Source organism: Bradyrhizobium sp. SRL28 (assembly GCF_018596315.1).
Taxonomy (GTDB): domain Bacteria; phylum Pseudomonadota; class Alphaproteobacteria; order Rhizobiales; family Xanthobacteraceae; genus Bradyrhizobium.
Window position 1 is genome coordinate 70,646 of the sequence record NZ_JAHEAG010000027.1, and the last position, 26,225, is coordinate 96,870.

22 protein-coding genes and 4 pseudogenes are annotated in these 26,225 nt (G+C 57.6%); 17 read left to right on the forward strand and 9 right to left on the reverse strand.

The window, feature by feature from the left end; genetic code table 11:
- Positions 1–173: 173 nt before the first annotated feature.
- Positions 174–2,093, reverse strand: coding sequence for an alpha/beta hydrolase (locus tag KIP88_RS33660; RefSeq protein ID WP_249791203.1), 1,920 nt, complete (start codon positions 2,091–2,093; stop codon positions 174–176).
- Positions 2,094–2,375: 282 nt separating this feature from the next.
- Between KIP88_RS33660 and KIP88_RS33665 the strand changes: the two genes are divergently transcribed.
- Positions 2,376–2,810, forward strand: coding sequence for a hypothetical protein (locus KIP88_RS33665; RefSeq protein WP_214492448.1), 435 nt, complete (start codon positions 2,376–2,378; stop codon positions 2,808–2,810).
- A 355-nt stretch (positions 2,811–3,165) separates the two neighbouring features.
- Here KIP88_RS33665 and KIP88_RS33670 read toward each other — a convergent pair whose 3' ends face one another.
- Positions 3,166–3,384: a hypothetical protein gene (locus KIP88_RS33670; protein ID WP_214492449.1), complete on the reverse strand. Its 219-nt coding sequence runs from the start codon at positions 3,382–3,384 to the stop codon at positions 3,166–3,168.
- Positions 3,385–5,726: 2,342 nt separating this feature from the next.
- On the opposite strand from KIP88_RS33670, the gene KIP88_RS33675 reads away from it, so the two are divergent.
- The gene (locus tag KIP88_RS33675; RefSeq protein ID WP_214492450.1) at positions 5,727–5,993 is read left to right on the forward strand and encodes a hypothetical protein; all 267 of its coding nucleotides are present in this window, start codon (positions 5,727–5,729) and stop codon (positions 5,991–5,993) included.
- 1,152 nt (positions 5,994–7,145) lie between these two features.
- On the opposite strand, the gene KIP88_RS33680 is transcribed toward KIP88_RS33675, so the two are convergent.
- The gene (locus KIP88_RS33680; RefSeq protein WP_214492451.1) at positions 7,146–7,766 is read right to left on the reverse strand and encodes a LysE family translocator; all 621 of its coding nucleotides are present in this window, start codon (positions 7,764–7,766) and stop codon (positions 7,146–7,148) included.
- A gap of 117 nt (positions 7,767–7,883) precedes the next feature.
- On the opposite strand from KIP88_RS33680, the gene KIP88_RS33685 reads away from it, so the two are divergent.
- Positions 7,884–8,231 carry a hypothetical protein gene (locus KIP88_RS33685; RefSeq protein WP_249791204.1) on the forward strand — a complete coding sequence of 116 codons (348 nt, stop codon included), beginning with the start codon at positions 7,884–7,886 and terminating at the stop codon, positions 8,229–8,231.
- Positions 8,232–8,724: 493 nt separating this feature from the next.
- Positions 8,725–9,027 (forward strand): phasin family protein, encoded by a 303-nt coding sequence (locus tag KIP88_RS33690; protein ID WP_214492452.1) that lies wholly within the window; start codon positions 8,725–8,727, stop codon positions 9,025–9,027.
- Between the two features lie 111 nt (positions 9,028–9,138).
- Here the strand turns inward: KIP88_RS33690 and KIP88_RS33695 are convergent, their stop codons facing one another.
- Positions 9,139–9,978 carry a universal stress protein gene (locus tag KIP88_RS33695; RefSeq protein WP_214492453.1) on the reverse strand — a complete coding sequence of 280 codons (840 nt, stop codon included), beginning with the start codon at positions 9,976–9,978 and terminating at the stop codon, positions 9,139–9,141.
- A gap of 424 nt (positions 9,979–10,402) precedes the next feature.
- On the opposite strand from KIP88_RS33695, the gene KIP88_RS48580 reads away from it, so the two are divergent.
- On the forward strand, positions 10,403–10,654 hold the full coding sequence (locus KIP88_RS48580) for a hypothetical protein (RefSeq protein WP_214492454.1): 252 nt from the start codon (positions 10,403–10,405) through the stop codon (positions 10,652–10,654).
- A 592-nt stretch (positions 10,655–11,246) separates the two neighbouring features.
- Positions 11,247–12,212, forward strand: a complete 966-nt coding sequence (locus tag KIP88_RS33705) for a histidine kinase dimerization/phosphoacceptor domain -containing protein (protein WP_308163691.1) — start codon at positions 11,247–11,249, stop codon at positions 12,210–12,212.
- A gap of 250 nt (positions 12,213–12,462) precedes the next feature.
- Here the strand turns inward: KIP88_RS33705 and KIP88_RS33710 are convergent, their stop codons facing one another.
- A complete protein-coding gene (locus tag KIP88_RS33710) occupies positions 12,463–13,749 on the reverse strand; it encodes a SulP family inorganic anion transporter (protein ID WP_214492455.1) in 1,287 nt (428 codons plus the stop codon).
- 549 nt (positions 13,750–14,298) lie between these two features.
- On the opposite strand from KIP88_RS33710, the gene KIP88_RS33715 reads away from it, so the two are divergent.
- The 6 genes and pseudogenes from KIP88_RS33715 (at position 14,299) to KIP88_RS47920 (ending at position 20,897) form a co-directional block, all read left to right on the forward strand.
- On the forward strand, positions 14,299–15,435 hold the full coding sequence (locus KIP88_RS33715) for an MlaE family lipid ABC transporter permease subunit (RefSeq protein ID WP_214492456.1): 1,137 nt from the start codon (positions 14,299–14,301) through the stop codon (positions 15,433–15,435).
- 2 nt (positions 15,436–15,437) lie between these two features.
- Complete coding sequence (locus KIP88_RS33720) at positions 15,438–16,214, forward strand: ABC transporter ATP-binding protein (protein WP_214492457.1); 777 nt, start codon at positions 15,438–15,440, stop codon at positions 16,212–16,214.
- A gap of 24 nt (positions 16,215–16,238) precedes the next feature.
- Positions 16,239–17,336, forward strand: coding sequence for an ABC-type transport auxiliary lipoprotein family protein (locus tag KIP88_RS33725; RefSeq protein WP_214492470.1), 1,098 nt, complete (start codon positions 16,239–16,241; stop codon positions 17,334–17,336).
- 27 nt (positions 17,337–17,363) lie between these two features.
- Positions 17,364–19,725 (forward strand): annotated as a pseudogene (locus KIP88_RS33730) (phosphoketolase).
- 61 nt (positions 19,726–19,786) lie between these two features.
- Positions 19,787–20,608, forward strand: a pseudogene (locus tag KIP88_RS33735) (acetate/propionate family kinase); the annotation flags it as partial.
- Entirely contained in the window at positions 20,592–20,897 is a 306-nt protein-coding gene (locus KIP88_RS47920; RefSeq protein WP_214492459.1) for a hypothetical protein, read from the forward strand. The pseudogene KIP88_RS33735 and the gene KIP88_RS47920, both read left to right, overlap by 17 nt.
- Here the strand turns inward: KIP88_RS47920 and KIP88_RS33745 are convergent.
- The 3 genes from KIP88_RS33745 to KIP88_RS47925 all read right to left on the reverse strand — a co-directional run bounded on the left by KIP88_RS33745 (position 20,894) and on the right by KIP88_RS47925 (position 22,281).
- Positions 20,894–21,289, reverse strand: a complete 396-nt coding sequence (locus tag KIP88_RS33745) for an N-acetyltransferase family protein (RefSeq protein WP_374226539.1) — start codon at positions 21,287–21,289, stop codon at positions 20,894–20,896. The two genes, KIP88_RS47920 and KIP88_RS33745, sit on opposite strands and share 4 nt — an antisense overlap.
- A 454-nt stretch (positions 21,290–21,743) precedes the next feature.
- Positions 21,744–22,034, reverse strand: a complete 291-nt coding sequence (locus KIP88_RS33750) for a hypothetical protein (protein ID WP_308163692.1) — start codon at positions 22,032–22,034, stop codon at positions 21,744–21,746.
- Positions 22,021–22,281, reverse strand: a complete 261-nt coding sequence (locus tag KIP88_RS47925) for a hypothetical protein (protein WP_283848548.1) — start codon at positions 22,279–22,281, stop codon at positions 22,021–22,023. Before KIP88_RS47925 ends, KIP88_RS33750 begins: the two co-directional genes overlap by 14 nt.
- Before the next feature lie 320 nt (positions 22,282–22,601).
- On the opposite strand from KIP88_RS47925, the pseudogene KIP88_RS33755 reads away from it, so the two are divergent.
- Positions 22,602–22,919, forward strand: a pseudogene (locus KIP88_RS33755) (hypothetical protein); the annotation flags it as partial.
- Between the two features lie 28 nt (positions 22,920–22,947).
- Here the strand turns inward: KIP88_RS33755 and KIP88_RS33760 are convergent.
- The gene (locus tag KIP88_RS33760) at positions 22,948–23,151 is read right to left on the reverse strand and encodes a hypothetical protein (RefSeq protein WP_214492461.1); all 204 of its coding nucleotides are present in this window, start codon (positions 23,149–23,151) and stop codon (positions 22,948–22,950) included.
- Between the two features lie 446 nt (positions 23,152–23,597).
- Here KIP88_RS33760 and KIP88_RS33765 point away from each other — a divergent pair.
- The 4 genes and pseudogenes from KIP88_RS33765 to KIP88_RS33780 all read left to right on the forward strand — a co-directional run.
- Positions 23,598–24,111, forward strand: a pseudogene (locus KIP88_RS33765) (SOS response-associated peptidase family protein); the annotation flags it as partial.
- Positions 24,108–24,368 (forward strand): hypothetical protein, encoded by a 261-nt coding sequence (locus KIP88_RS33770; RefSeq protein WP_214492462.1) that lies wholly within the window; start codon positions 24,108–24,110, stop codon positions 24,366–24,368. The pseudogene KIP88_RS33765 and the gene KIP88_RS33770, both read left to right, overlap by 4 nt.
- A 1,057-nt stretch (positions 24,369–25,425) precedes the next feature.
- Complete coding sequence (locus KIP88_RS33775; protein ID WP_214492463.1) at positions 25,426–25,674, forward strand: hypothetical protein; 249 nt, start codon at positions 25,426–25,428, stop codon at positions 25,672–25,674.
- Positions 25,675–26,016: 342 nt separating this feature from the next.
- A partial coding sequence (locus KIP88_RS33780; RefSeq protein ID WP_308163693.1) for a hypothetical protein occupies positions 26,017–26,225 on the forward strand: 209 nt, incomplete at its 3' end.

Genomic DNA, 26,225 nt, shown 5'->3' on the forward strand with positions numbered 1-26,225 from the left:
GATCGTAAGGGCATCGCAAATGCATGGTCGACAACGCAAGGATCCACTGAATTGATTTAACGGGAGCGCGCGGATCACACCGGGCCCCGCTCCTTCCCCGCAAGCCGGCACTCGTAGCGTACCTTCCAGGTATGCCTTCGGATTTGATGTCCGATAGGGACAGATTTCCCATGCTATTTTTCCAGAACATAGCTTCCCGGCGCGTCCTGGATCGGCGGGAAGGCAGCACTGCCGACAGCTGCCGCCGGTATTCTCTTTCCGGAACGGGCCTCAAGCCATGTGGTCCAATCGCCCCACCAGCTGCCCTCGTGCTTTTTCGCGCCAGCCAGCCACGCCGCCGCCGTCCGGGCCGCCGCCGCATCGCCGGTCTCGTCGGTCCAGTGGCCACCTTTGCCTGCGGACGGCGGGTTGATCATGCCGGCGATGTGCCCACTCGCTGCGAGCACGAAGCGCGTCTTCGCACTTGTCAGCTGCGCTATCCGCCAAGCCGAGCTCCATGGAACGATGTGGTCCCTCTCGGCGCCGATTGCGTAGATGTCCTTGCGAATACGACGCAGATCGATCGGTTGATCGAGAAGAGAGATCTTCCCCGGTTTGACCAGGTTGTTCTCGAGATAGGTGTTATGGAGATAGAAGCCGTGCGCCGAGGGGACCATACGGGTGCCATCGTCGTTCCAATAGAGCAGATCGAAGGCGGACGGTTTGTTTCCCATGAGATAGCTGTTGATGAACGTGTTCCAGATCAAGTCATTGGAGCGCAGAAGATTGAACATCTTCGCCATGTCGCTGCTGTCGAGATAGCCGCGCTCAAGCATGCGTCGCTCCATGAACTCGATCTGGGGCTCGTCCATGAAAATAGCTGTATCCCCGACGTCGGAGAAATCCTGCAGCGAAACCATGAAGGTGGCCGGACCGAAGCGGTCGTCTTCCCGCGCCGCCAAATAGGCCAGCGTCATGGCGAGCAACGTTCCGCCAATGCAGTACCCGACCGGGTTGACAGATGCCGCCCCCGTGATCTCGCGCACCACATCGCTCGCGGTCAGTGGCCCATCGGTCATGTAGTCCTCGAACGCGATGCCCTGCATTGATGCGTCCGGGTTTTTCCAGCTGATCATGAATACCGAGAAGCCATGCTCGACGAGGAAGCGGACGAGACTGTTCTTGGGCTGCAGGTCGAGAATGTAGAACTTGTTGATCCAGGGCGGAATGAACAGCAGCGGTACCGCGTAGGTCTGCGTGGTGAGCGGCGCATACTGGATCAGCTCGATGAGGCGGTTTCGGTAGACGACCTTCCCTTGCGTGATGGCGAGGTTCTTTCCTGGCGCGAAAGCTTCGGTGTCGGTCATAGTCATCCGACCCTCGCGCAGATCGGCAACCAGATTACGCAGGCCGTCGGCCACGCTGCCGCCACCCGTTGCCAACGCCTTGCGAAGAGCCGCCGGGTTCGTCGGCAAAAACAAGGTAGGACTCGTCGCATCGATCAACTGCTGGACGTGGAACATGAGGCGATGCCGTTCGGTCGGATCGGGAACCTCCCGGTCAGCTTCCTCGCGAAGCTGGGCGGCGATCGCGAGATAGCACTGCTTGAGGACCCGGAAAAACGGGTGCTGCTCCCATTCCGGCGCCTCGAAGCGGCGGTCGGCTGCGGGGCCCCGAAGTTTATCTTCGGTGGGCGTCGCCAGTCCCCACCAGCGCGATGCGGAGCCGATCCACGTCTCCGCCGCTTCCTGCCACAGCCTCATATTCAGTTTTGCGGCCGCCGTTGTCGCGTTCACCGGATCTGCCATCGACCGGGCACCCAGCGTCGAGAGAGCCTGCGTGATCGCCTCCCAATCCACGGGCAGGAGCTTCTGGAGCGGATTGGCCTGCCACATCTGGTCGATCACGGCGGCGGTGGGCAGTCCGTCGACAGGCATCTGGTCCCGTGCTGGATCAGGCGCGACAGTGACCGCTGTTTCCAGTACGATGTCGTGGACTATGTCGTGCTGCTGCGCTTCGGTCGCAGGCAGTCGCCGGGGGGCCCGCGATTTCCTTCGCTCTGGTCGCTGTGGATTGGTGGGCGAAGCGTCAGTGGTGCTGACGGGCAGGCTCATTGCATCCTCCAGCGGAAGTTTCCCCAAAAGCCGAAGCCCGAATTCGGCGGGTTGACTTCCGATCACACGCTGGTGGCCGGAATCTATGCATCAACATTTACGGTCCCGGCCGCTTATGTCGACACACACAGTTGCGCCGTTGTCCACATGGAGTCTGAGCAAAACAGCTCAATCTTGAGGAATATCTGCATGTACTGTGTGTACCGAAAACCTCACCCGAGTTGATTGACCGTCTTCGAATGCTTTGGGACAAGCCGAGGAGTGTTGGAGCGGAGGCTGAATATGAAGAAGCAATCGGGAAAAAGCGGCGATATTCCCATGCTTTTCATTCTTTGGTTGATTACGTTCACGATGTTGTTCGCGAGCATGTCGCGGGCATCAGGTGCGCCAGTCTTCGAGGTCGAGGCGATTTGCCGAACCGCAATTGCGTCAATTATGGGTCGCGATCCGAAGATGATGCAGGTAACTCTAACCACCGGCGACGTACTGTTACTAACTTACGTCCGGCCAATAGACAATTTTGTTTGGAACTATAGATGTCGGATAGAAGGCAACCGCGTCCTGTGGGCCAGCGAGCCCGGACGTTGGCGCGACGATCCGAAAGACGAAAAAGTCTTCTTCGAGGTTATCGACGGTGGCAAGCAACTCCGCATTATTGAAGATCATGGCGACGGATCGAGCACAAACCAATTGTTCGATCGCGATACGATTCTATGAGGGCGGTCAACCAATCCTCCGAAAGGTCATGTCGCCTGTGGGTCTTGGCCGTGTAAAAACGCTAAGACGATTGAGGGCTATAGAAGAAGTTATTCGTCCAAGACTGCTTCAGCCCTCAAACACGCAAACGCATTCAACTTTGAAAGCGTACTGAAGAATGTAATTCTCGCGGCGTTTCGATCTCTCGCGTTTTTACACAGCCAGGGTCAAAAGCTGCCCCGACAGCCCCAAAGCCCAACTTCCACTTTACCCCCGACAGCGGACTTAACTCGGACATCGCGCCACGTCCGAAAGGTGCCATTGGCGACATACGAGTTTTTAGGGAAAGAGGCCGCTAACTGAGGCGGCCCTTCCGTCACGTCGCGGGCGGCTGAATGTCCGGTGCGAGCAGCTTCGCTTCAGGCAGCGCGCCTGGTTCGTCCACTTGCAATTTTAGATCGGCCGCTTTGTCTAAAGGAGCTGCGGAAATGTTGGGGGTTACTTTAGCCAACCCAAACAGGATCGCCGCTTGACGCACGGAGTACTTTATTCCGATCACGTTTGCTGCCGTGGTATCCCAGCGCGCCGATACCATTACGCGCCAGCCGGCGGGGGGAACTGTGTTACAAAGTGAACTTTATTTTGGCGGGTGTTCAATATTATACAGACAGCTCGACTGACCTGTACTCTGGTGGCCCCATTACCGATCTTGAAATACTTCCGATCAGCCCAGCCCCAGCGCTGGGCTTTTCGTTTCCAATGTCCGCTTTGCTGCGTATCCCAAACTAGGCCACTAGGGTTGAACATGCTGTCGAAACTAGGACACCGTGCTGCCCGATTAAAACACATAACTTCCATGCGAGGCGACGATGCCGCACCCTTGCTGTACGGTTTCCCCAGTACCATGATTGTGCGTTCCGAGACGGGGACGCTCAAGCAGAAGGAGCGGTCCCGAAGCAAGCCAGCCCCGCACCGGGGCCCGCTCGTGCGAATGCCCATTGCTGTGATTGGCGGCTAACCAACGTCCGCTTTGCTCCGCATGACGTACTCTACTCAGACATCGGCTTCTGAAGTTTTCGCTGCTTTTGCAGCGAATTTCGCCTCGTAATTTTAGCCTTCGCAATACGAAGCGCTTCTGCTCTCGCCGATTGTTTTGTCCTGCCGGCTTCCGGTAACCGGTCAATTGTCGGCTTCTCGGATGGGGATTGGTTAAGCGTTATCGATCCGTGTTCGACGGGCTGAACGCTCATTGGGCCGATAAAGACAAGTTTGCGACGGGGCATGTGAGATAACTGTGTACTGGCGAGTTTGTTCTGGATCGTTCGAGACCTAATCGATCAGCGATTTTAGCATCGCTTCGAGCTTCCACACAGGCGGCGTGTCGCTCGGGCGGCGGACGGGTATCGAGGGACAGGTTTGCGAGCTGATCCACCAATAGTGGCTACTGTCACCGTCGTGATTATCAGGCAGCCTGAAATTGAAGCAATCGAGCCTCAGTTTTTTGGAACCTCGTGGGGCTAGATGCCTTAGCTCATGATGAACAAATCTGAGAGAAGTTCCGTGGTTATCTTACCCGTTGAGAGAGCGCTGAGGATATATGGCGCGATTGCCGATCGCTCAGAAGCCAAGGGGTCCCGCGAGCAGCTCTCGACGCATTTGATGAAATTGTACATTGATGGCGAAAGGAACGAGCACCGGCTAACTGTGCACGGGCTTACCTATCTCAGCCAGTTAGATCGGCGACGGGATTCGCGAAATTAATGGCACGGGCAATACGGTCGGTCTCTCCGACGTAAGGCCGCCTTAGTTGGCGGCTCCCTCGTTTCGAGCCAACAGTCGTATGCCGGCTAAGGGCGCGCGGCTAAAGAGGCCTTTACGTCGGCGCTTGCAGTTGACCGCGAAGCCATACGTTCGTTGTGACAGACTTCATCGGATCGCCGAGTAGTTCGACCACAGTCTGATGGATGTGATTGCACGCAGGGCATTCGAACGTCCGGATGTCGAAGCCAATAGGGCCAGGGGTAACTCGCGCCAACATGGTTCGCGTTTGGCACATGGACAGAGTGGTCGCAGGATGGTCATGATGCTTCGCCTTCTAGTTCAGGCGGGAGCGTTACAGAACTCTCAGTCACCGGTAGTTGCCGAAGGGGCGGTGATGCAACCAGCATGGAACCAGCGCGATCCCGTCGCCGGTCAATATTGCTCACTTTCGAAAAGTTAACACAGCTTTAGTGTCGCGGTTTTGCGCCGCCAGGTGAGCAGCCGCTCCCCGACTTCTTTCCAGAGAGCGCGGCCCGTAGAATCTGACCGGCGCAACTGGGCAGTCCGCTTTGCCCTCAAGAACAGACGTCGCCAGCCGGGCCTGTCAGGTCCGAAAGGTGCCAGATTCGGAAGTGGAAACTCATGCCGAATTGACGTCGAAAACACCCTGTTTACCCTTGGGTGCTGTGCTGCCCGCATGGTGTGATCAGATTCCAACACCGGCGGAAAATCAGCTCTATCCCTATTCGGGACACAGTTGCGCCCATCGCCATCCGCACGCCTTCGGGAAGCTGTCATTGAGGGACGTCAAATCACCGAAAACCGGAACTGTTATGAGTATCATCCCCCTGGACCTTCAAAGACGGTGCGAACGGCGGTGGGCCGCTCGATTTTCCCGGCCGGTTCCTTCGGCCGTACTTCGAAACCAGCGGCCGGTGAGAGAGAGCCCGCAGATTGCCGCGCCTGCTACATCAAAAAAAGAACCCGCCGGGTTGAAGCGGCAGGCTTGAGACGTTCGCCGTCGGCGTGAGCGCGGGACCGAAGCCCCCCGCGGCCCACGGGTTTCGATGACCGTGTTCTTACGGGTCATTATTGGCCAACAACTTGCGATGGGTCCTTCAATTGTTCGGCAACTAATCTCTGGTTGTGCCGAACTAAGTCATTCGGAGCACCCAAATGAGTATGCAGCCTCGTTTTGAGACAGCGCGCGAAACTGCAGTGATTAGTAAGATACTGGCTGATCTTGTCCGCACCGTTCAACTGATCGAATGCGAGATCGCGGCCCAAGAAGAGCGCGGCGGCGTTTCCGACCGGTCTGATGTCAAGTATCCAATGCTGGCAAGGACCCTGATCGAGCGGCGCGATAATCTCAAGATGACCATCGACGCCCTTGAACAGCGTCTCGCCGAGCGAGCGCCGCACGAGCAAGCAACGGCGGCTTAGCGCAACGCAAAAGCCATCAGTGCGCATCGCGGGACAGGACTTATTGAATACCTTCCAATCTCAAAGCCCCGCCCATGCCCGTGCGGGGTTTTTTGCTTTCCGTAGGGCGGGTTCACTTTTTAAGGTATTGCCTGCATAGTGTCCCATGGCAAAAACAAAAGTGACCTTCAGACCTGTCCGTAACTCGGACGACGACTGGATTATCGTGGCTGAGTACCCGGGCGCTGAACCCAGAGAAATCACCGGCCTTCACAGCAAGTAAGCTCGGCGTTCCAATCGCCCCCCCGAAACCAGCCCCGGAATGAAGGCGCGAATTGATTGGATAAGGTTGAGAGCAGCGGCCCATTTATCTCCGTGATCTGCAATGTCGATCTGAGCATACGGCCGCCCAGACGACGCCTCATACCGGTCGACTTGTAGCCCCAACGAGGCATTCAGATCGGAACGCGAGAGAGCCACGTCTGGCAGGCGAATACGATGGTAAACGGCTGCGAGCTTGGCATCGTGGCGGATCGGTTGCTGAGCTTAGTCGGCGATGATGATCGCGGGGCGCTCAATTAAAAACCGCGCTTTTGCCATTTCATCGAATGGGACAGCAGTGCTGGCTTGAAGAGCATCGCCGCCAGTCACATGTCATAAAGATCGGGGATCGTTGGCCCGATACACTGGCAACGCACCCACCGCCTCATTGAAGGACGCGTGCGTCCAAATAAGAGCGAGCACGGGCTGCGTTCGAGCACCGCTCGACACAGTACCTCTACGCAAATGCAACGGCACGAGCCGTCAAGGAAAACCTTGGCGGCTTTTGCGTGTGTCACGCCTGCGTCGCTCTTGACGCTCCAGCCACCCGATAATTTCGCCATCGATGCAATGGATCACGCTGTGTGTGTGTGTGTGTGTGTGTCGGCGGGCTTGGCGTTGCCGTAGCAGACGATGGTGTCGCAATCGGCGAATGGGTTGGGATCGGGATCGGGCATCGTGGACACAACGTCTCGCCTCCCGGTCGCCGGGGCCTATGTCCGCCTTGGCGCGCATAGCGGACTCAAGTCGGACATCGCGCGAGGTCCGAAAAGCGCCAACAGAGGACACGACGCAGTGACTTGGCACTGGCCGCTCGTTCCATTGCGAAATCGGAGTAAAGTGGGTCCGAGTTCAACGTCTCGTGGTCCAAGCCAGCCATACCGCCACGAAGGCGAGGGCCACGGATAAAACTCGGCGCGTTATGTCCCGTCGCTTTCCATCTATAAGCAACGGCTTCAACTGAACTGCCATCACGACAATGGTTGCGTGCACCATTGTGGCTATGCCGACATAGAGGCATCCTAACACGGCCATCTGTATCGGGATTGCCAAAGCGCCGGACTCCGTCTCCACGAACCGAGGGACCACGGATACAAAGAAGATGACCGATTTGGGATTAAAGACGTTTGACAGAAATCCGCGCAAGAACAGCGGACCTGCTGTTCTGCGCAGATCAACGCGGCCCGGCGAGGTTTCCGCTTGGGTTTGCCAACCCTCCCAGGCGAGGAACAAGAGATAGGCAACGCCGATCCATCGAAGGACCTCGTAAATCAGAGCGAACTGCTGGATCAGCACTGCCGCGCCGAGTGCTGCAAAGATGGCGTGCACTGCAAGTCCGAACGCGATCCCTATAGTTGCGACCAAGCCGGGAGCCCGCCCTCGCGTGAGCGATAACGTCGCGAGGTATGCCATGTTTGGACCAGGCGTCAGTTCCAGCAGCAGCGCTGCGACGACAAACTCCGACACGTCCATTCGCGCCTCCCGGTCACCACAGTAGCCGATATGTCCGCTCGAGGCCGTGACCGCTGCGACTTAGCGGCAAAGACGCGACACACTAAGCCATTCTCCTCAGACGGCCGTGCCAAAAACGTGGCCGACGTCGCAATAGACAAGGAACCTTGGTGCTTCTCGCCGATTAAGACGATGCCTCCCGCCGGAGTGCGCGAAGGTAAACTTACAAAGTGCGAGCGTATGGCCGCAATCACTCTTTTCTTGGCACTGCCTTTTGATTTCGCTGACGGCGGCGGCATTGCTGCTGGTGACCCCATTGACTGCCCAAGCCCTGCCGCCGCGATACAACGTGCGCAAGGGCTTTGGAAGGTATTTGGCCATGCTGGTTCTGTAGCGTACAGCCGCACTACCGATTTCGAGATTGGCAAATTTAACGATAAGCATCTGCTTCGCCGATTTGGGCAAGTGACAGACGAGTATCGATGACCCTCGCAGGCCAAACGAGGGATACCCTACCGCTCAAACAGCCCGTGAGAAGCTTACGTTGCTCGTCTGCAAGATCGCTTGCTAGGAACTTTCGAGAGTGAACGTGACGTCGCACACAGACCAGGATCCTCGGCGTCGGTCTTGAGCTCGAATCCCAATTCCCTGCACATTTTCAGCATGACCGTATTTTCGTGGAGAATCTGGCCGCTTATGCAGGCTTCCTAATCCCCGGCGGCGGGTGATCAGCCGTTTACCCAACTGCGGCCGATCAGACGTTTGCCGAAGAGACGGCGATTGCCGCGAATTCAACGGCTATTGCTCTGGCGTTACACGGCGAGCATACGCCTCAATTCCGAGATCATCATACGAACGCAGATGCACCGCCAAACGAACAAGCGGGAACCGCGATTTCGGAGCAACCATTGGTGGGGCGCGTCATTGGTTCACTGTTAGATAAATGAAGGAAAGCTCATAAACAAAGGGACGGTCCAAAATGTCACGTGCAAATCATATTCAACATACAGGGGCCGCGTCATCCAACCCCTTCCTGGCGATTGCCGCTGCTTACGGTGACTACACGAAGAAGTCGCTTGAAGACACAAAGCTGTTTGTTGAGAAGCTCTGTGGCGCGAAGTCGCTCGAAAATGCGATTGAGGTGCAAACCGAATTCGCCAAAACCGCCTACGAGACCTTCGTTACAGAATCACAGACGATTGGCGTACTGTACGGTGATCTTGCAAAGCAGTCCTATAAGCCATTCGGCGGCTTTGCGGCAAAGATTACCCGGACAAATTGATAAGTTTACCTCGCGGTGTCACAGCACAATCGCCCTGCTCATCGCGAGTCTCTTTCGGATCATCACTCAATATGGCTGTCGAGCAATGATCGCGCTGACGAGCGCTCGTCGTTAGTGTGAAAAGAGGATCGGAAGCGGTGGTTTCGATAAAAGGCTCTTGGTAGCGCCCCCAAGGATGAATTGCCGCAGCCGCGAGTGCCCGTAAGCACCCATTACCAGCAAATCCACCGCGTTGGACAGAGTATAGGATTCAAGAACGCTGCCAATCGGCTTGCCCTTTGCTTCAACCCTGTCCAGAACAACGTCGATTCCGTGCCGGGCCAAATTTTTCGCGAGTTCTTCGGCAGAATGCTTTGTGTCCATGTGTTTTTCATCGACAATCGTGACCACACGGACCTTTCTCGCTTTTTCAAGAAGTGGAAGGGCGTCCGATACCGCACGGGCGGCGGCGCGGCTGAAGTCCCACGCCACAGCGACGGTTCCCAGCTCGAATGGGCGTGTCCGGAGAGTCTTGGGCAAGACCATGGTAGGTTTGCCTGACCCGAATATAACCGCCTCCGGGTACATTTGCTCGTATGATTCCGCCACTGGGATGATGGTCAGATCGCGGAGCCGCGCATAATCGAGAAGCAGGCTCGGGAAATCAGTTGACGTGCATTTTCCAAGGATTGTTTCGTGAGGAACGCCAGCCCTTTCCGCAACTTTGTCGAATGCGGCAAGCAGGTCCTGTGCATTTTGCCGGCTCTTGGCGCCTTCACCAGCGATGATTCCGGGGATATGGGCGAACGAACCCGAAAGGAAATGTCCCGGCACTTGCACGTGCGTTTCGCATGAGAGTGCTGCGAGATGTGCCCCGAGGACCGCAGCGATAGTAATCGCGTCGTCGACCACGGATAAAGGAGAGGGTTCGGGATAGCTGGTCAATGCCACAAGAATATCTTTGAAGGCCAAGGCTTCCTCCTCAAAGCAATGCGATGACCGCTCAGATCTTGAGCGAAGTTGCGCGATGACAATGGCGGGAGCGACAAGCTCTCAGTCACCGATAGTGGCAGGAGGCGGCGCGGTGATACCTAGACATATAGGCAATCGACGCGGGAAAGCGAGCTGAAGTGTCCATTTCGGAGATGGGTCAAATCGCCACTGGTCGCGCGTTCGAGCGGCGCTGATATCCCCGCGTTGGATCGACGCTATGGGCGGACGCGGGCCACCAACTCAAGTACCGCGTCTCGCGTTCACTTTTCTTAAGATCGTCCGCAAAACGACCGCTTGGCCAGCGTCTCGCCCACTGTTGATGCTGTGGACGGCTCCTCCATGGGCGCGTGAGGGCCACGGATGTGGGCGCTGTTAAAGCTTCCAGTATTCAGAGGAGCGAGCCATGCAGACGGTCACGACGATCGGTTTGGACATCGCCAAGTCAGTCTTCCATGTGCACGGTGATGCCGCCGGCCAGGTGTTGGTCCGCCGGCAGTTGAAGCGCCGCTTTGTACTTGCGTTCTTCCAAAAGTTGCCACCATATCCGGTGGGCATTGAGGCCTGTGCCTCGTGTCACTATTGGTCACGCGAACTTCAGGCCCTCAGCCATATCGTTCGGCTGATGCCGCCAGCTTACGTGACGCCCTGCGTCTAGCGGCAGAAGATTGATGCGGCTGACGCAGAGGCGATTTGCGAGGTGGCTACCCGAGCCAACATGCGGTTCGTGCCAACCAAGACGCCTGAGCAGCAGATCTGCCTGATGCACACGCCATCTGTTCATCCGCCAGCAGACCGCGGTGATTAATTCGCTCGGGGCTTACCTTGGCGAGTTCGGCATTGTCGCACCGGTAGAATGGAGTTACGGAACTGCTGCATGTTGTTGCCTACCATCGGGTGCCAGAGGTTGCCCGTGCGTACCTTCCCGCGCTTGACGATCGACTGCTCAACCTACGAAGGTCCGTGATCGATTTTGAATGAAACGATGTGGTCCCTCACGCCGCAGCGCGCAAAACGCATCAGCGGCCCTAAGAATTCTCGTTCGCTACCCCAAAAAGACTTTGCAACAATATCCGCCAGAACCGGGCGTTGCGCCCAAGTCTGCTTTTAGCGCAGGGACGGTTCGGCTGTTTTCAAGGCATCAAATTGCGTCGCCGACCGCGCATAGTGGGTGTAAAGTAGAGCTATCTTCGGCAGCAGATGGGCGCGCCGCGGACTGAGAGTTGGGTAGACTCCCGAGGGCATCCAACATGTTCAGAAACATGTTCAGAAAGCAGTTTCCCAAGGTCCAGGATGCCTGGATACTTGCGCACGCTATCGTCGACACGGTTCGAGAACCTCTTATTGTCCTCGATCAGGATCTTCGGGTCGTTGCTGCGAGCCGATCTTTCTATCTGACGTTCAAAGTCAATGCCGACGACACTCAGGGCAAACTTCTCTATGACCTCGGAGACGGTCAATGGGATATTCCGAAGCTTCGTTTGTTGCTTGGAAAAATCGTTCCCGAGCAGGGAGCTATGGAAAACTACGAAGTCGAGCATGATTTCCCGAGCATCGGCCAGCGCACGATGCTCCTGAATGCCCGTAAAGTCTTTTATGAGAAGGGTTCACACTCCACGATCCTGCTTGGCATTGAGGACATTACAGAAAAACGCATCCTCGAAAACGAAAAGGATGATTTGATACGCCAGAAGGAAATGCTTCTAGAGGAGCTGGAACATCGTGTTGTCAACAGTCTGCAAATCATCGCCAGCATAATCATGCTTAAGGCAAGAACAGTAGAGTCAGAAGAAACCCGCCGTCACTTGGAAGACGCTCACAACCGGGTCATCTCGGTTGCCACCGTTCAAAAGCACCTGCACGGTTCTGTCGCCAACTCGATCATCGAGATGGGACCGTATCTTGCGACGCTCTGCACGGCTCTGGCGCAATCGATGATTGGTGACAATCGGTCGATTTCGATCAAATTCAATGGTACAGGGGGAAATTCCACGAGGCGCGATGCAGAGAGCATCGGCCTGATAGTCACCGAACTCGTTATCAACTCCCTCAAGCATGCCTTCAACGAGACGACAAAGACTGGTGAGATTACTGTTGCTTATGATGTGTCAGGAACAGATTGGCGGCTTGCGGTCTCCGACAATGGCTCCGGCAAGCCTGATGGCGTGTTCGCTCAACCGAAAACCGGGCTTGGTACCGGCGTCGTTAACGCTTGATGCACAAGTGGTGACATTGAGCGGAGCCTTGGGAACAAAAGTCTCAGTTACGCACGCCACTTTTGCAGCCGCGTAGTTTTGTATCGGCCCACCGTTATGAGTCGATTTTGATCCAGTCCCACTTCCGATATTGCCACTTAGCCGACATCACCCACTTGCCGAATGACCGCCTCGCGCCAGAACCGGAGATTCCACCGGGTCTGCTTTCGATCACAACAAATTCGTACGCCTTAGCAGACTCAGGCATTTCTCAGGAATGCACTCGTTGTCGTCGCTTGACTCGGTCGAAGATCGCGAACGACGCCGCCAGCATGCATCCCGCGATGATACCGAAGGTAAGGTCCTCGATCAGCGTAAGGCCGAAGGTGGCCATCAGCACGCTGGCGCCGCGCCAATCGCGAAGCAGGAGAAGGAAATCTTCCTTCTCCGCCATATTCCAGCAGACCACCACCAGCACACCGGCCAACGTGGACAAGGGGATGAAGCTCGCCAACGGTCCTGCGACCAACATGAAAACCAGGATAAAGACGGCATGCCCTATGCCGGAGATCGGACTGCATGCGCCGGCACGAATATTGGTCGCCGTGCGCGCGATGGTTCCGGTCACGCTGATCCCGCCGAATATAGCAGAAACGACGTTTGCGACGCCTTGCGCTACGACCTCCATATTGTAGCGGTGCTTGCGTCCTGTCATGCCGTCGGCCACTTTGGCGGACAGCAGGCTTTCGACCGCCCCAAGAAGGGTGAAAGAGAACGCAGCCGGCAACACGTCAAGCACAGATGAAGTCGAGAATGATGGCAATCGGGGGGGCGGCACGCCATCCGGGAGTTGACCAAAATGGCTGCCGATGGTCTCGACCGGCAAATGGAACATCCAGGCGACTACCGAGGCAAGCACGACGGCAATCAACATTCCCGGCCAGTTCGGCAGCAAGCGTCGCAGCAAGAAGATCAAGGTGGCGGAGCCTGCGCCAATAGCGAATGCGGCCGGGCTGAGGGTCGGTAACGCCTGACCAAGCATCGCGAGCTTGGGCAACAGCTGTCCAGGTTCGGCACCGGGCAATTTCAGGCCGCCGAGATCCTTGAGCTGGCTTGCAAAGATCGTGACTGCAATCCCGCAGGTGAAGCCGACGGTTACGGCATGCGGAATATAACGAATGAGCGAACCAAGCCGCAGCAGCCCGATCAGGGTCAGCATGAATCCGGAGAGGAAAACGGTAAGCAGCAGCCCTTCCAGGCCGAATTTGGTGACTGTTGCTGCGACAAGAACGATGAACGCTCCGGCGGGACCGCCGATCTGATAGCGGCTGCCACCCAGCGCCGAGACCAGGAAGCCGCCAATGACGGCGGCATATAACCCTCGTTCCGGCGAAACGCCTGAGGCAACAGCGATCGCCATTGACAACGGGAGAGCGACAATCGCCACGGTAAGTGCGGCCAACATATCCCGGCGAAAGCAGTCGAGATTATATCCTTCCACCAACACGGTGAAGATTTTCGGACGATAGATATGGGCGGTGGCGGAGCCATCGGGCATGGTGGTGAACCAATCTGGATTCGAGAATTATGGCGTACGGCCGCCAGAATCGCTTTTTGCTACAACAGAGAGGGTCGGCGCGTTAAAACCAACACCGTTTCTAACAAGCCGTCAGACAAACAATGCCTTTGTCCGCGACATTGTTTGATCCTGCTCCATTTATTTTTGTTGTTGTGAGCAATTTTGATCATAAGTCACTCGAAAGCGTCGGTATGCCCGGCAACGCCGACCTTCAACGGCCAGACAATGCTGACGAGCGTTGCTTTGGGGGAACTCAATCCGCCCTCAGTGCTTATCAGATGATCTCGGTTGAGTGGCAACACCGGCGAGCCGCATCCGCGCAATTTGATAATCACCCCTTGATCCGACCCACGGCGGTATTTACTCGAATTTGCTGAGTAGCAGAACAGGAGACCCAGTGCCAAACGGAAGCTCCTATCATACAAGACTGGCATGCGAAGCCCGCATCCATGAACTCGCGCGCGCCTTCGTTGAATGCGCCGTGGGCGGATACCTGTCCCAACGAAGCATTTTTGACCGGCAACAGGATTGAGTACGCCTCCCCTGCTGGGTACAGCAACCCAAGACCAGACGTTGGTGCTTAGTCCAAGCGGTTCGTGGACAGCTGTTCATGCAGCCACCCTGGAACGTCTGATCAATCTCGTCCCGGCTAGTGTCCAAAAGACCCAGAAACTGAAGATCGACATGGCCGATGTGCGTGAACTCGACACGCTGGGCGCATGGTTGCTGGAAAGGATCGTGCGCGGCGCTTCCGACTCCGGCCATCCAGCAACCCTCGTTGGCGTCGCCGGACGTCATGAGGGTCTTATCGAGGACATTCGGCAAGTCAACCGCCGCAAGCCCGCCAGCCGGCCGGTCCAAAATCCCGTCCTCGAGCGACTGGAAACCATCGGCCGTTCCGCGTTCGGCGCCGCGGAGGATATATCCGTCTTTCTGCAGATGCTGGGGGCCCTAGCCTCGGCCAGTCTCGGCGTCTTGCGAAGGCCGCGTTCGCTCCGGTTGAAATCCCTAGTCTATCACCTGCACCAGGTCGGATGGCAGGCGATACCGATCATGGCCCTGGTCACCTTTCTAATTGGCGCAATCATCGCCCAGCAAGGCATCTTTCATTTCCGCAAGTTCGGCGCTGAGTCCTATGTCGTCGATCTGGTTGGAATTCTCGTCCTGCGCGAAATCGGCGTCCTGATTGTCGCCATCATGGTCGCCGGCCGATCCGGAAGCGCTTACACCGCCGAACTTGGCTCGATGAAAATGCGCGAGGAAATCGACGCGCTGTCCACCATGGGCCTCGATCCTGTCGAGGTCCTGATACTTCCCCGCATCATTGCGCTGGTCCTGGCGCTTCCTATCCTGGCCTTCATCGGCTCGATGGCCGCCTTGTACGGGGGCGGCCTCGTGGCGTGGTTCTATGGCGGGATGAGTCCGGCGATATTTCTCGCCCGGCTTCACGAAGCCGTTTCCGTGACGCATTTCGAAGTCGGAATAATCAAGGCGCCTTTCATGGCGCTGGTGATCGGCATCGTCGCAAGCAGCGAGGGTTTGAGGGTCAAGGGAAGCGCGGAATCCCTGGGCAAACAGACGACAATCTCGGTCGTCAAATCGATCTTTCTCGTCATCGTCCTCGACGGCGCCTTCGCCGTTTTCTTTGCATCGATTGGAATGTGACGATGCAGGGATCCGGGGAGCAATTTGCCATTCGCGTGAGCGATCTCGTGGTGGGATTCCGCCGGCAAACCGTGATCGACCAGCTGTCCCTTGACGTTCGCAGAGGCGAAATACTGGGTTTGGTCGGCGCGTCCGGCGGCGGCAAATCCGTGCTGATGCGGACCATTATCGGGCTTATTCCAAAACGGAGCGGCCGTATCCAGGTCATGGGCATCGATATTGACAACAGCCACGGTCGCGACGTTCACACCGCTGCGATGTGGGGCATCCTGTTCCAGCAGGGCGCGCTGTTTTCCTCTCTGACCGCACTGCAAAATATTCAGTTTCCACTTCGAGAAAACCTCGTCCTTTCCGAGTCGCTATTGAACGAGATTGCGACCGCCAAGCTCGAAATGGTTGGCTTGACGCCAGCGGACGGCGAGAAGTTTCCGTCCGAACTCTCGGGCGGAATGACAAAACGCGTAGCCTTGGCGCGTGCGCTCGCGCTGGATCCCTCAATCGTTTTTCTCGACGAGCCGACGTCCGGGCTGGACCCCATAGCGGCGGGCGACTTCGATGACCTGATCAGAACACTGCAGGAAACGCTCGGGCTGACCGTCTTCATGGTGACCCACGACCTTGCCAGCCTGAAAACTGTTTGTGACCGCGTCGCGGCGCTCGCGGACGGCAAGATCGTTGCGATCGGCCCGATGCGCGAATTGCTTCGTTCCGACCACCCATGGGTCAAAGCGTACTTCCATGGCAAGCGCTCCCTGATGCTGCAACCAGAATCGAGCTGACAAACGGAAACCCGCGCTCCCTTTATCGTCGTCGGCGCATTCGTCCTGGCGGCGATCGGTGCAGTCTTTGGATTCGTCTATTGGCTGCACAACACTGCCGGAACCGGCGCGCGGACGGTGCATCACGTCCAGTTCGAGGGGTCCGTCTCGGGACTACTTGTAGGCGCAGCGGTGCTGTTTAATGGAATCCGCGTTGGAGAGGTCACCAATCTAGGTTTGGTCGCGGACAGCCCGCGGCAGGTAGATGCGACCATCGCCGTCGCATCAGGTACTCCGGTGCACTCCGACACAAAGGTTGGCCTGGACTTCCAGGGTCTCACCGGCGTTCCCGTGATCACGTTGGAGGGTGGCAAGGAGGTCGGTGCGTCAACGGATATGAAAGTGCTCGTCGCCGATCCGGCGGCCGGTCAAAGCATGACGCAGGCTGCCCGCAACGCACTCGGGCGGGTCGATTCAGTGCTGGCTGAAAACGCGGAACCGCTCAAAAGTACGATCGCCAATCTGAAGATTTTTACGGAAGGGCTCGCCAAGAATACCGGCGGCCTCGACTCCATCGTGGCCGGCCTTGTCAAGATGACGGGAGGCAGCGAGCCAGCGATCCCAAAGACCCTCTACGACCTCAGCCTTCCCTCTGAATTTGCTTCGCCAAGGACGCCGCTCAACGAGCAACTGGTGATGCCGACACCGACGGCGATCCTGCTGCTGGACACGCAGCGATTCCTGATTGCGCCGAACAGGGACCTACCGGGGTTCTCGAACGCGCAGTGGGCCGACAGCATTCCGAAGATGCTGCAAGCCAAGCTCATTCAGAGCTTCGAAAACTACGATGTCGCCCATGCGCCACTCCGCTCGACCGACAATCCGGGAGCAAATCCTCAGCTACTGGTCGACGTCAGAAGCTTTCAGATCAATACGGATCCAGAACCAACCGCAGAGATCGGATTTTCAGCGCGGGTTCTGAACAAGGAGGGGCAAGTCGTGGCTTCGCATCTTTTTCAACAACGCAGGAAGCTCGACAAACCTGACCCCGCCTCAGCCGTCGCCGCCTTCAATGACGCCTTCGCAAGCATCGCGACAGAACTGATCACATGGACAGCCAATGCGATGCCCCCTCCTGGGTGACCGCAGCAAACGGAATTTGGAAAATTGATGCCAGATACATTATCGCCCGACCTGCTCCGGAAAATGCACGCCTATTGGTCCGCGGCGAATTATCTCTCAGTCGGTCAAATCTACCTGCAAGAAAATCCACTGTTGGAAACCGCCCTCAAGCCCGAACATATCAAGCCTCGGCTGCTCGGGCACTGGGGAACGACTACAGGACTGAACTTCCTTTACGTGCACCTTAATCGCCTGATCAAAGACAATGATCTCAACATGATCTACGTCATCGGTCCGGGCCACGGCGGTCCTGGCATCGTCGCGCACAGCTATCTCGAAGGTTCGTACACGGAGCGGTACCCTGCGATCGAGCGCAGCCGGAACGGATTGCAACGGCTATTCCGGCAGTTTTCCTGGCCCTACGGGATCCCCAGCCACGTCTCGCCGGAAACGCCCGGTTCGATCCATGAAGGTGGTGAACTCGGCTATTCGTTGGCTCACGCCTATGGCGCTGCTTTCGACAATCCCGATCTGATCGTCAGCTGCATTATTGGCGATGGCGAAGCGGAAACTGGCGCTCTCGCCACCAGTTGGCACTCCAACAAATTCCTCAATCCGGCCCGCGATGGCGCGGTGCTTCCGATCCTTCATCTGAACGGGTTCAAGATCGCCAACCCGACCGTGCTGGCCCGCATTAGCCGGCAAGAACTGACCGAACTATTACGTGGCTACGGCTACGACCCGCATTTTGTCGAGGACGACGATCCCAACTTCGTGCACCAAAGTCTTGCGGGGACGCTCGACCGAGTTTTGTTTCAGATTCGAGCTATCCAGGGCGCGGCCCGCGCTCCCATCTGGGACAAACGCCTGGAGCGCCCACGCTGGCCAATGATCGTGTTTCGCACGCCCAAGGGCTGGACCGGTCCGAAATTCGTCGACGACAAGCCGGTCGAGGGTACGTGGCGGGCACATCAGGTTCCGATTGCGGATTTCAAAAGCCCGACCATCTGAAACAGCTCGAAGCCTGGCTGCGGAGCTACCGGCCGGAGGAATTGTTCGACGAGCGCGGGAAATTCCGCGAGGAGTTGGCAGCGCTCGCGCCGACGGGTCACCGCCGCATGGGTTCTAATCCGCACGCCAACGGCGGAGAATTGCTTCAACCGTTATCGATGCCCCACTTCCGCGATTACGCCGTGGCGGTGCCGACGCCCGGCAGCGTCAGAGCGGAGGCCACGCGGTTACTCGGAGCATTCCTGCGTGACGTGATGAAGCTCAATTTGAGCAAACAGAATTTCAGGCTCTTTGGCCCGGACGAGACGGCGTCCAACCGGCTGGAAGCCGTCTACGAAGTCTCAGGCAAGGCGTGGATGGCCGAGGTCGAGGCGATCGAGACCGATCTCAGCCCAGACGGCCGCGTGATGGAAATGCTCAGCGAGCACATGTGCGAGGGTTGGCTCGAAGGATATCTGCTCACCGGACGCCACGGCCTGTTCTCATGTTACGAAGCGTTCATCCACATCATCGATTCCATGTTCAATCAGCACGCCAAGTGGCTCAAGGTCAGCAAGCAAATACCCTGGCGTAAGCCAATTGCCTCGCTGAATTACCTGTTGACCTCACATGTCTGGCGGCAGGATCACAATGGCTTTTCCCATCAGGATCCCGGCTTCATGGATCATGTCGCCAACAAGAAGGCCGATGTTGTCCGCATCTATTTGCCACCGGACGCAAACTGCCTGCTATCGGTGGCAGACCATTGTCTGCGCAGCCGCAACTACATCAATCTGATCATCGCCGGAAAGCAGCCGGAGTGGCAGTGGCTCGATATTGACGCGGCGACGCGCCATTGCACGGTCGGCGCAGGCATCTGGCATTGGGCCAGCAATGATGCCGGCGACCCGGACGTCGTGATGGCATGTGCGGGAGACGTGCCGACGCTGGAGACGATGGCGGCTGTAACCCTTTTGCGCGAGTATGTTCCGGACATCCGAATCCGGGTCGTCAACGTGGTCGATTTGATGGTGTTGCAACCGCAATCAGAACATCCGCACGGACTCGAGGATCACGATTTCGACGAGTTGTTCACCACCGACAAGCCCGTGATCTTCGCCTTTCACGGGTATCCCGCCCTGATTCACAAGCTGACCTACCGGCGGCATAATCACGACAATATTCATGTGAGGGGCTTTCGGGATGAAGGCACCACCACGACGCCGTTCGACATGGTCGTGCTGATAACCTTGACCGTTATCAGCTCGCACTCGACGCCATCCGGCGCATCCCCAGGCTCGGTGACCAGGTTAAGAAGGCGACGGAGCGGTACTGGACCTCGATGGAACGTCACAAGCTCTACATCAGCGAGAACGGCGACGACCTGCCGGAGGTTCGCGACTGGCGCTGGCGCGCGTGAGACGCTTGACGTTGGAGATGCCATGAGCAGCACACCATCGGAATTTATCGCCCTCGCCCTCAATAGCGGCTCCTCCTCGCTCAAATTCGGCCTATACCGCGTTAGCGCCTCGCGGACGGACACGCTGTTCACGGGCGTTGCGGAATCGATCGGCGAGCCAAGCAGCCAATTTCAGGTGCGGGACTCGCAAGGAAATGTGCTGGTGCACGACAGAGCAACCATCCTCAGCCAACGGGATGCGGTGATCCGCATCGGGAACTTCTTCGAAGAGGAAAAAACGCCCGCGCCGGCAGCGATAGGGCACCGTGTCGTGCATGGCGGCCCGAAGCTCCGGCAGCATTGCCTGATTGACGAAATGGTATCGCAGCAACTGGAATGCGCGGCCGCATTTGCGCCGCTGCACACCCCCGCTGCCGTATCGGTTATCCGCTTTGCGCAAGAACATTTTCCGGGACTTCCGCAGGTGGCATGTTTCGACACCACCTTTCATGCTGGAATGCCCGATGTCGCCCGTGTGCTTGCAGTTCCCCAGGAATTGCAATCGCTGGGTATCCAACGCTACGGCTTTCACGGCCTTTCCTGCGAATCAATCGTGCATCAACTTGGAGACAACGTCCCGGGCCGCCTGGTCATTGCTCATCTCGGCAATGGTGCCAGCGTCACTGCCGTCAAGGACGGAAAGTCCATCGATACCAGCATGGGATTAACCCCAAGTGGAGGGGTAATCATGGGCACCCGGAGTGGCGATCTCGACCCGGGCATTCTGGTCTACCTGATGCGCGAACTGACGTTCGACGCGGCCAAGCTGGAACACATGATCGATCATCGATCCGGGCTGATGGGCATCTCCGCAACCAGCAGCAACAATGCGGCGCCTCCATGAAGCCTCACCCGAAAATCACAACGCACGATTGGCGATCGACATGTTTTGCTATTCTGTGCGCAAGCAGATCGCTGCAATGATCGCCGTTCTCGACGGCATCGATCTCATCGTCTTTACCGGAGGGATTGGAGAAAATGACGGTGCGGTCCGAGGATCGATCTGCGCAGGCTTGTCCTGGGCCGGAGTCAGCCTTGGTCCGGCCCCATCGAAAGTCCTAGTGAGGGTTCTCCCCTCGCAGGAAGATGAGCAGATTGCCCGTCATACGTGGACGATATCGCTCGCTTCCTAGCGGCTTTCGAGTGTCAGTGTAACATCGCGCAAACCGCGATCCTGTGGATCGGCCTTGATCTCGAATCCCAGCTCCCGGCACATTTTCAGCATCACGGCATTCTCCTGGAGAATTTGTCCGGATATCCGTTTCAGGCCTTCCGATTTGGCGTACTCGATGATCAGTTGCATCAAGGACCAGCCCAGGCCCCTGCCCTTGAGGTCCGATCGCAGCAGAATCGCGTACTCGCCGGTCTCATGGGTTGCGTCGGCATGCAGTCGCACGACGCCAAGCGGCTCTTTGGTGGCTTCATCGATGGCGATAAATGCCATCGCGCGCGCATAGTCCTTGATGTTCTTATGGTTGCCGAACGCCAGGCATCCTGGAAAGATCTTCATGGCAAGCCGTCGCACTGTGTCGCCAGAACAGGCGTCGGCCGGTTAATTCATGTGACAAGGCTCGATCCCGGCAGCACTCCACCAAATGACGGCGAACGCGTCGCCGGATGGTCCGGGTCTTGACCTTGACCCAGCGATCAAACCGGCAGCCTCGATAGGCGCTGTGAAGCCATTTCTTTGCCGGCCGGAACCTTTAGGCCGCGGTTCGGAAGGCGGGGTTAAACGCATTTTTAAGCATGACAGCTAGATAATTGCAGCGTGCCAAAATACGAGCACTTCGTGTTGTTAGAGGCAAACCACCTGCTCGGGCCAAACGGCGCTTCCGAATGGGTGTGGCAGGCTGCCGCTTCGCGCATATGAAGAGAAACCTTGGCGGGCGGGCAGCCATTGTCGCCGTCCTCGAAGAATGGCCGGTGATCTGCTCGGTGGCGGTCGCGGCCGGCTCGATGATCATGATTGGGATTACAATCTACAACGATTGGCGCTTGGAGATAATGCCTTCCCAGTTCAGCTTGGCGGCATGTTCGAACATCACCTGACCGTCTCCGGTGAGGTGTTCGGAATAGAGAACCGGTAGTTCGACATCGTTCTCGCCGAGAAGGTCCAGCAACGCCTGCTTGCGTTCGATTTGTGGGAGGCCGCGGAGATCGCCATTTCGCCAGAGGAGATCGAAGGCGTAATAGACCAGTCTGCCTTGCCTGCCGGCGGCAAGCTCTGCCTGGAGTTCGGAAAAGTTGGTGCGTCCTTCATGGACGACCACCACCTCGCCGTCGATGATGGCTTCGCCTGAAAATGGCGAGGGCGCCGGCAATCGCGGTAAAGCGGTTCGTCCAATCCAGCCCATTGCGGGTGAACGCCTTCTTCCGTCCGCGGTTGAGATGGACCTGGACGCGATAACCGTCGTACTTGATCTCATGCAGCCATTGGTCGCCCTTGGGCGCCTTGGACTTCAATGTTGCAAGCTGGGGTTTAATGAACCCTGGCATGGCTGAAATACGCTTGGGCAATAACGCAACTCGCAAAAAGCCCGCCGCACCTTGGGGGCAACAGCGACCATTTTACTTACTTCCTACTGATTCCGAACAATCAGGGGACGTGATCGCGGCTGCTACCACTACTGCTATGGCTCGTGCGAGAGCAGTCGCGGTTTGAGACCCGCCTTGCCCCTATCAACCAACATCGTCAGCTTGGCGCGACACGTGCCGAACATCCGACATCGAGGTTGCACGTCGTTGCCCACACCCACAATTCGCCGTGGTTCCGGCCACGGTCGACCACCAGCCATTGGGTGATTTGCGCCCAAGGGCTGGACACGCTTTGATGAGTGATGGGCACCAAGTCTCGCGAAAGGATTCACGGCGGATCGGTCCGGGCGGCGGCAGAGCGGGCGACGGCAGCACGCAAGGAAGCCGATTGGCTCGCTTGCGAGGCGTGGAACAAGCGCATGCTGGGCTTTCAGGGTCCGGCGCAGCCATCCCCCGCCTTGGGCGACGCAATCAACGCCGGGTTTGGCTATATCGAAGTGAAATGCCTTGGCTGCAACACGCACCAGACCGTTGCGCTCGACATCGTGCGGCGACCGAAGACAACGCCGATCCATGCACTGGAACGCTACATGCGCTGCAAGGATTGCTCGCAGGTTCGGTTCTGAATGACGATCGGGCCGGTCCAGCTTAGTGCATCGACTTCAGCACCCGATGATCAGGCAGCCGCTCAACGAGTTCTGCGCTCATTAGCCAAAGTCTTTGTTCCAACTGCTCGTTCACGAGCATCAGAGCTTTGATAGCGCCACGCAGATCACCGTTACAGGCGGCGACGATCTCGTCCACATCCTGCTCGTACTGGTCGAGCAAACTGTTGCTATACGCGCGTGACATGCGAGCGACATCCAAGCAAAAAACCACGCTCGGTTGTGAGGTCGCCGACAGTATTCCCCGCTATTCACAGGACACAAGCCGATGGCCAAATGCTATTGTCGGAGCGCCGAGCCCTGCGGTGAAGCGGCGAACAAGGGGCTTGGTGTTGTATTCTCGCAACGCGATACTTCGCTCCGAAGCGATAACGTTCATTGTCTCGGGGGTGGCATATGTTCGACGTTTATTTAAGCGGAAAGCGCGATTTGCTCGTCGTTAGTAGGGGACTTCCCATACCCGTTGGCACGTTCGGGCGATGGCGCAAGTCCAAAAGGAAGGTTGTCAAAGTCAGTGACGAGATTAAGTCAGCGGTTCAGAGGCAAGGCTATTACGTGCGAAAGCTGCGGGACTTGCCGATTAAGACGGATTAACACTGGAGAGATTGGCGATACCGGCTGCCGAAAATGTGCGAACTCGAAATGACGATGATGCGCTGGGGCATGCCGCCGCCACCACGAGCCGGTGGATACCCGGTCACTAACATCCGCAACCCGTCGTCGCCGCACTGGCGCGGCTGGCTCAAGCCGGAGAACCGCCGCTTGGTCCCGTTCAACAGCTTTGCGGAATATGCGCCGGAGCCGAACCCCGAGACGAGGAAGAAGGACGTCGTCTGGTTCGCGATCAATGATGATCGGCCGCTAACCTGCTTCGCCGGCATCTGGACCGAGTTCAAGGGTGACCGTAGGACGAAATCGAAGCCGGTCCCCGGCCCTCACCTCGTCTACGGCTTTCTCACCACGTCTCCCAACGCCGTCGTCGAGCCGATCCACCCGAAAGCCATGCCCGTTATTTTGCTCACTGACGAAGAACGCGACATCTGGATGCGCGCGCCGTGGGATGAAGCCAAGGCGCTACAGCGGCCGTTGCCCGACGATCAGGATCGTCGCGCGCGGTGTCGACAAGGAAGACAAGGCCGCCGCATGAAGTACGCGACCACCCGAACGTACGCCGAACCGGAAAAGGCTGCGCGCCGGATCCTCGAGATTGCCAACGGCGTTGAGCCAATTCAAGGACGCATCCACATCGAGAAAATCAACGAGCCGTTTCTCTTCCGCGATCGCGGCAGCCCGGCCGAGTACGGCGCGGGCCTCAAACTCGCGATCGAGCGCGGCTGGCTCAAGATGCATGAGTCAGGAAATTTCGTCACCTTCACGCCCGCGGGCGCGGAGTTGTTCGCTTAGACCAAACGCCTCGCTGTGCCACCGTGTGGCCTGCAGCCTCCCAAATAGGAACCGAGCAACCACCCGCTTGTTCAAGAAAATCAACCCCAAGGCTCGGTCCGTAGGCGTCGGTGGCGCGATGTATTCTCCGAGGATGCGCCTGGCATCCTCCATAGCTCGCAATACCGTGTCGTGATCCGTGTTGTTCATGGTACGCGCCTCACGGAGCGTGGATTCAACGCGAGGCGTTGAAAGTTCGTTCCTATGCCGAGGCTGGGGCCGGCATTCAAACGCGCCAGTTGGGTGACAGGCGCCAGCATCAACTGGCCTGCGACGACGATGATGGACGAAAACATTGCCCGCTTGCGCACCCATCGCAATAATATCGCCCGCTACCGACGCTTGCTCCAAACCAAGCTGACGGATCTTGAGCGCCAATTTATTGAAAGGCGTCTTCCGAGGTGCAATCGGATTACAAGCGTTTGGCGGCAGGCACCTTCCCCGTAACATTCAAAATTGCGAAGGCTCCTGAAAAGCAGCCAACAGCTTACGAGGCTGTCTAAGGCTCGCCCGGAACGGACTTGTAACCGTTCGCGTTGATGCGGGGCGCGACGACGCCCCCTGCATGGCGCATTGGAATTGCGGCCCCACTGTTCTGCTCCCAGGCTGGGGCCGTTCAGTTGCTTGGGACGCGGCGCTAAGCTGATGCATGGCTTTCCTTTGATTTAGGTCAAGAATTGCCTCTGTCCCTCAGCTAGCCGTCAGGTCATGACCGACGAAAAACCGCTCCCGACACGCACTGACCAGGCCCGGCGTGTCGCTGAGGAATACGCCAGCGACCAGCGAGAGATCATCAAGAAGCTCGGCAAGCTGCTCAATTGAAGGAACTGGGCAACCGGCAGCCCGGTCGTTACGGCGTCGAGCGCGGCTGGCTGGTGATGCACGACTCCGGGACCTTCGTGACCTTCACGCCGGCCGGCGCCGAGCTGTTCGCCTGAGGCCGGGTTTCCTTTTGTTAGCTTGGAACGAACCAACGATCTGGTTCTTCTCTGGAGTGGAGCCGCCTGGAAGAGAGCCGATGCCCCATTACTATTTGGACTTGCGCGACGAGGACAATCTAGCAGTTGATGAAGAGGGGCTGGAACTGCGCGACGTCGCGGCCGTACAGGAGGAAGCCACACAATCTCTGGCGGAAATGGCTGGGGATGCGGTCCGCGGACCCAGCTATGATGGTAATCGAAACCACCGGATGGCAATTGAGGTCAGAGACGAGACCGGCCCGGTGCTTCAAGTAAATTTCTCATTCGCGATCAATAGGCTGAAGTAGGATCCAATCCCTTCAGGACGGGAGCCGCTGCGCCGAACTGTACGCATGAAACGGAGAAAAAGGCCCCAGCGGCGGCGCTGAGGCCCTTCTGAAGTTGTCGCCTTGGGGGGATTAGCGACATGGCTTTATCCGCTTTTCGCCCCGCAGTGCGCTGGTCATTATTGACCAGAATGCGAATTATAAATGTTCGCCTAAATCGCGAAGTTCCCTGGGTAAAAACGAAATAAACCGGTGGCGGCCCAGGTGGAACCGGCGCAAAATGTTCCAGTCACGGTCAGCTATCGGTGATGAGACCGCCCTTTGCGCCCGTCATCCTCTCGCAGGCAGGGAAAGGAGCCCGCCATGCAGGAAAGCGTTTCACCTATCGATCCCCTCGACAACCGCCTTTCGGAAGAAGCCGAGCGTCTGCGGAAAGAAGCCCGAGGCACCCCACCTGGAGTGGAGCGCGACCGGTTTATTCGTAGGGCGCGGCTTGCGGAAACCGCCTCCCACATGAGCCGAGTGGCTCAGCTCAAAGGGTCTTCAGCCTCCGACATAGGACGAACGGCGAT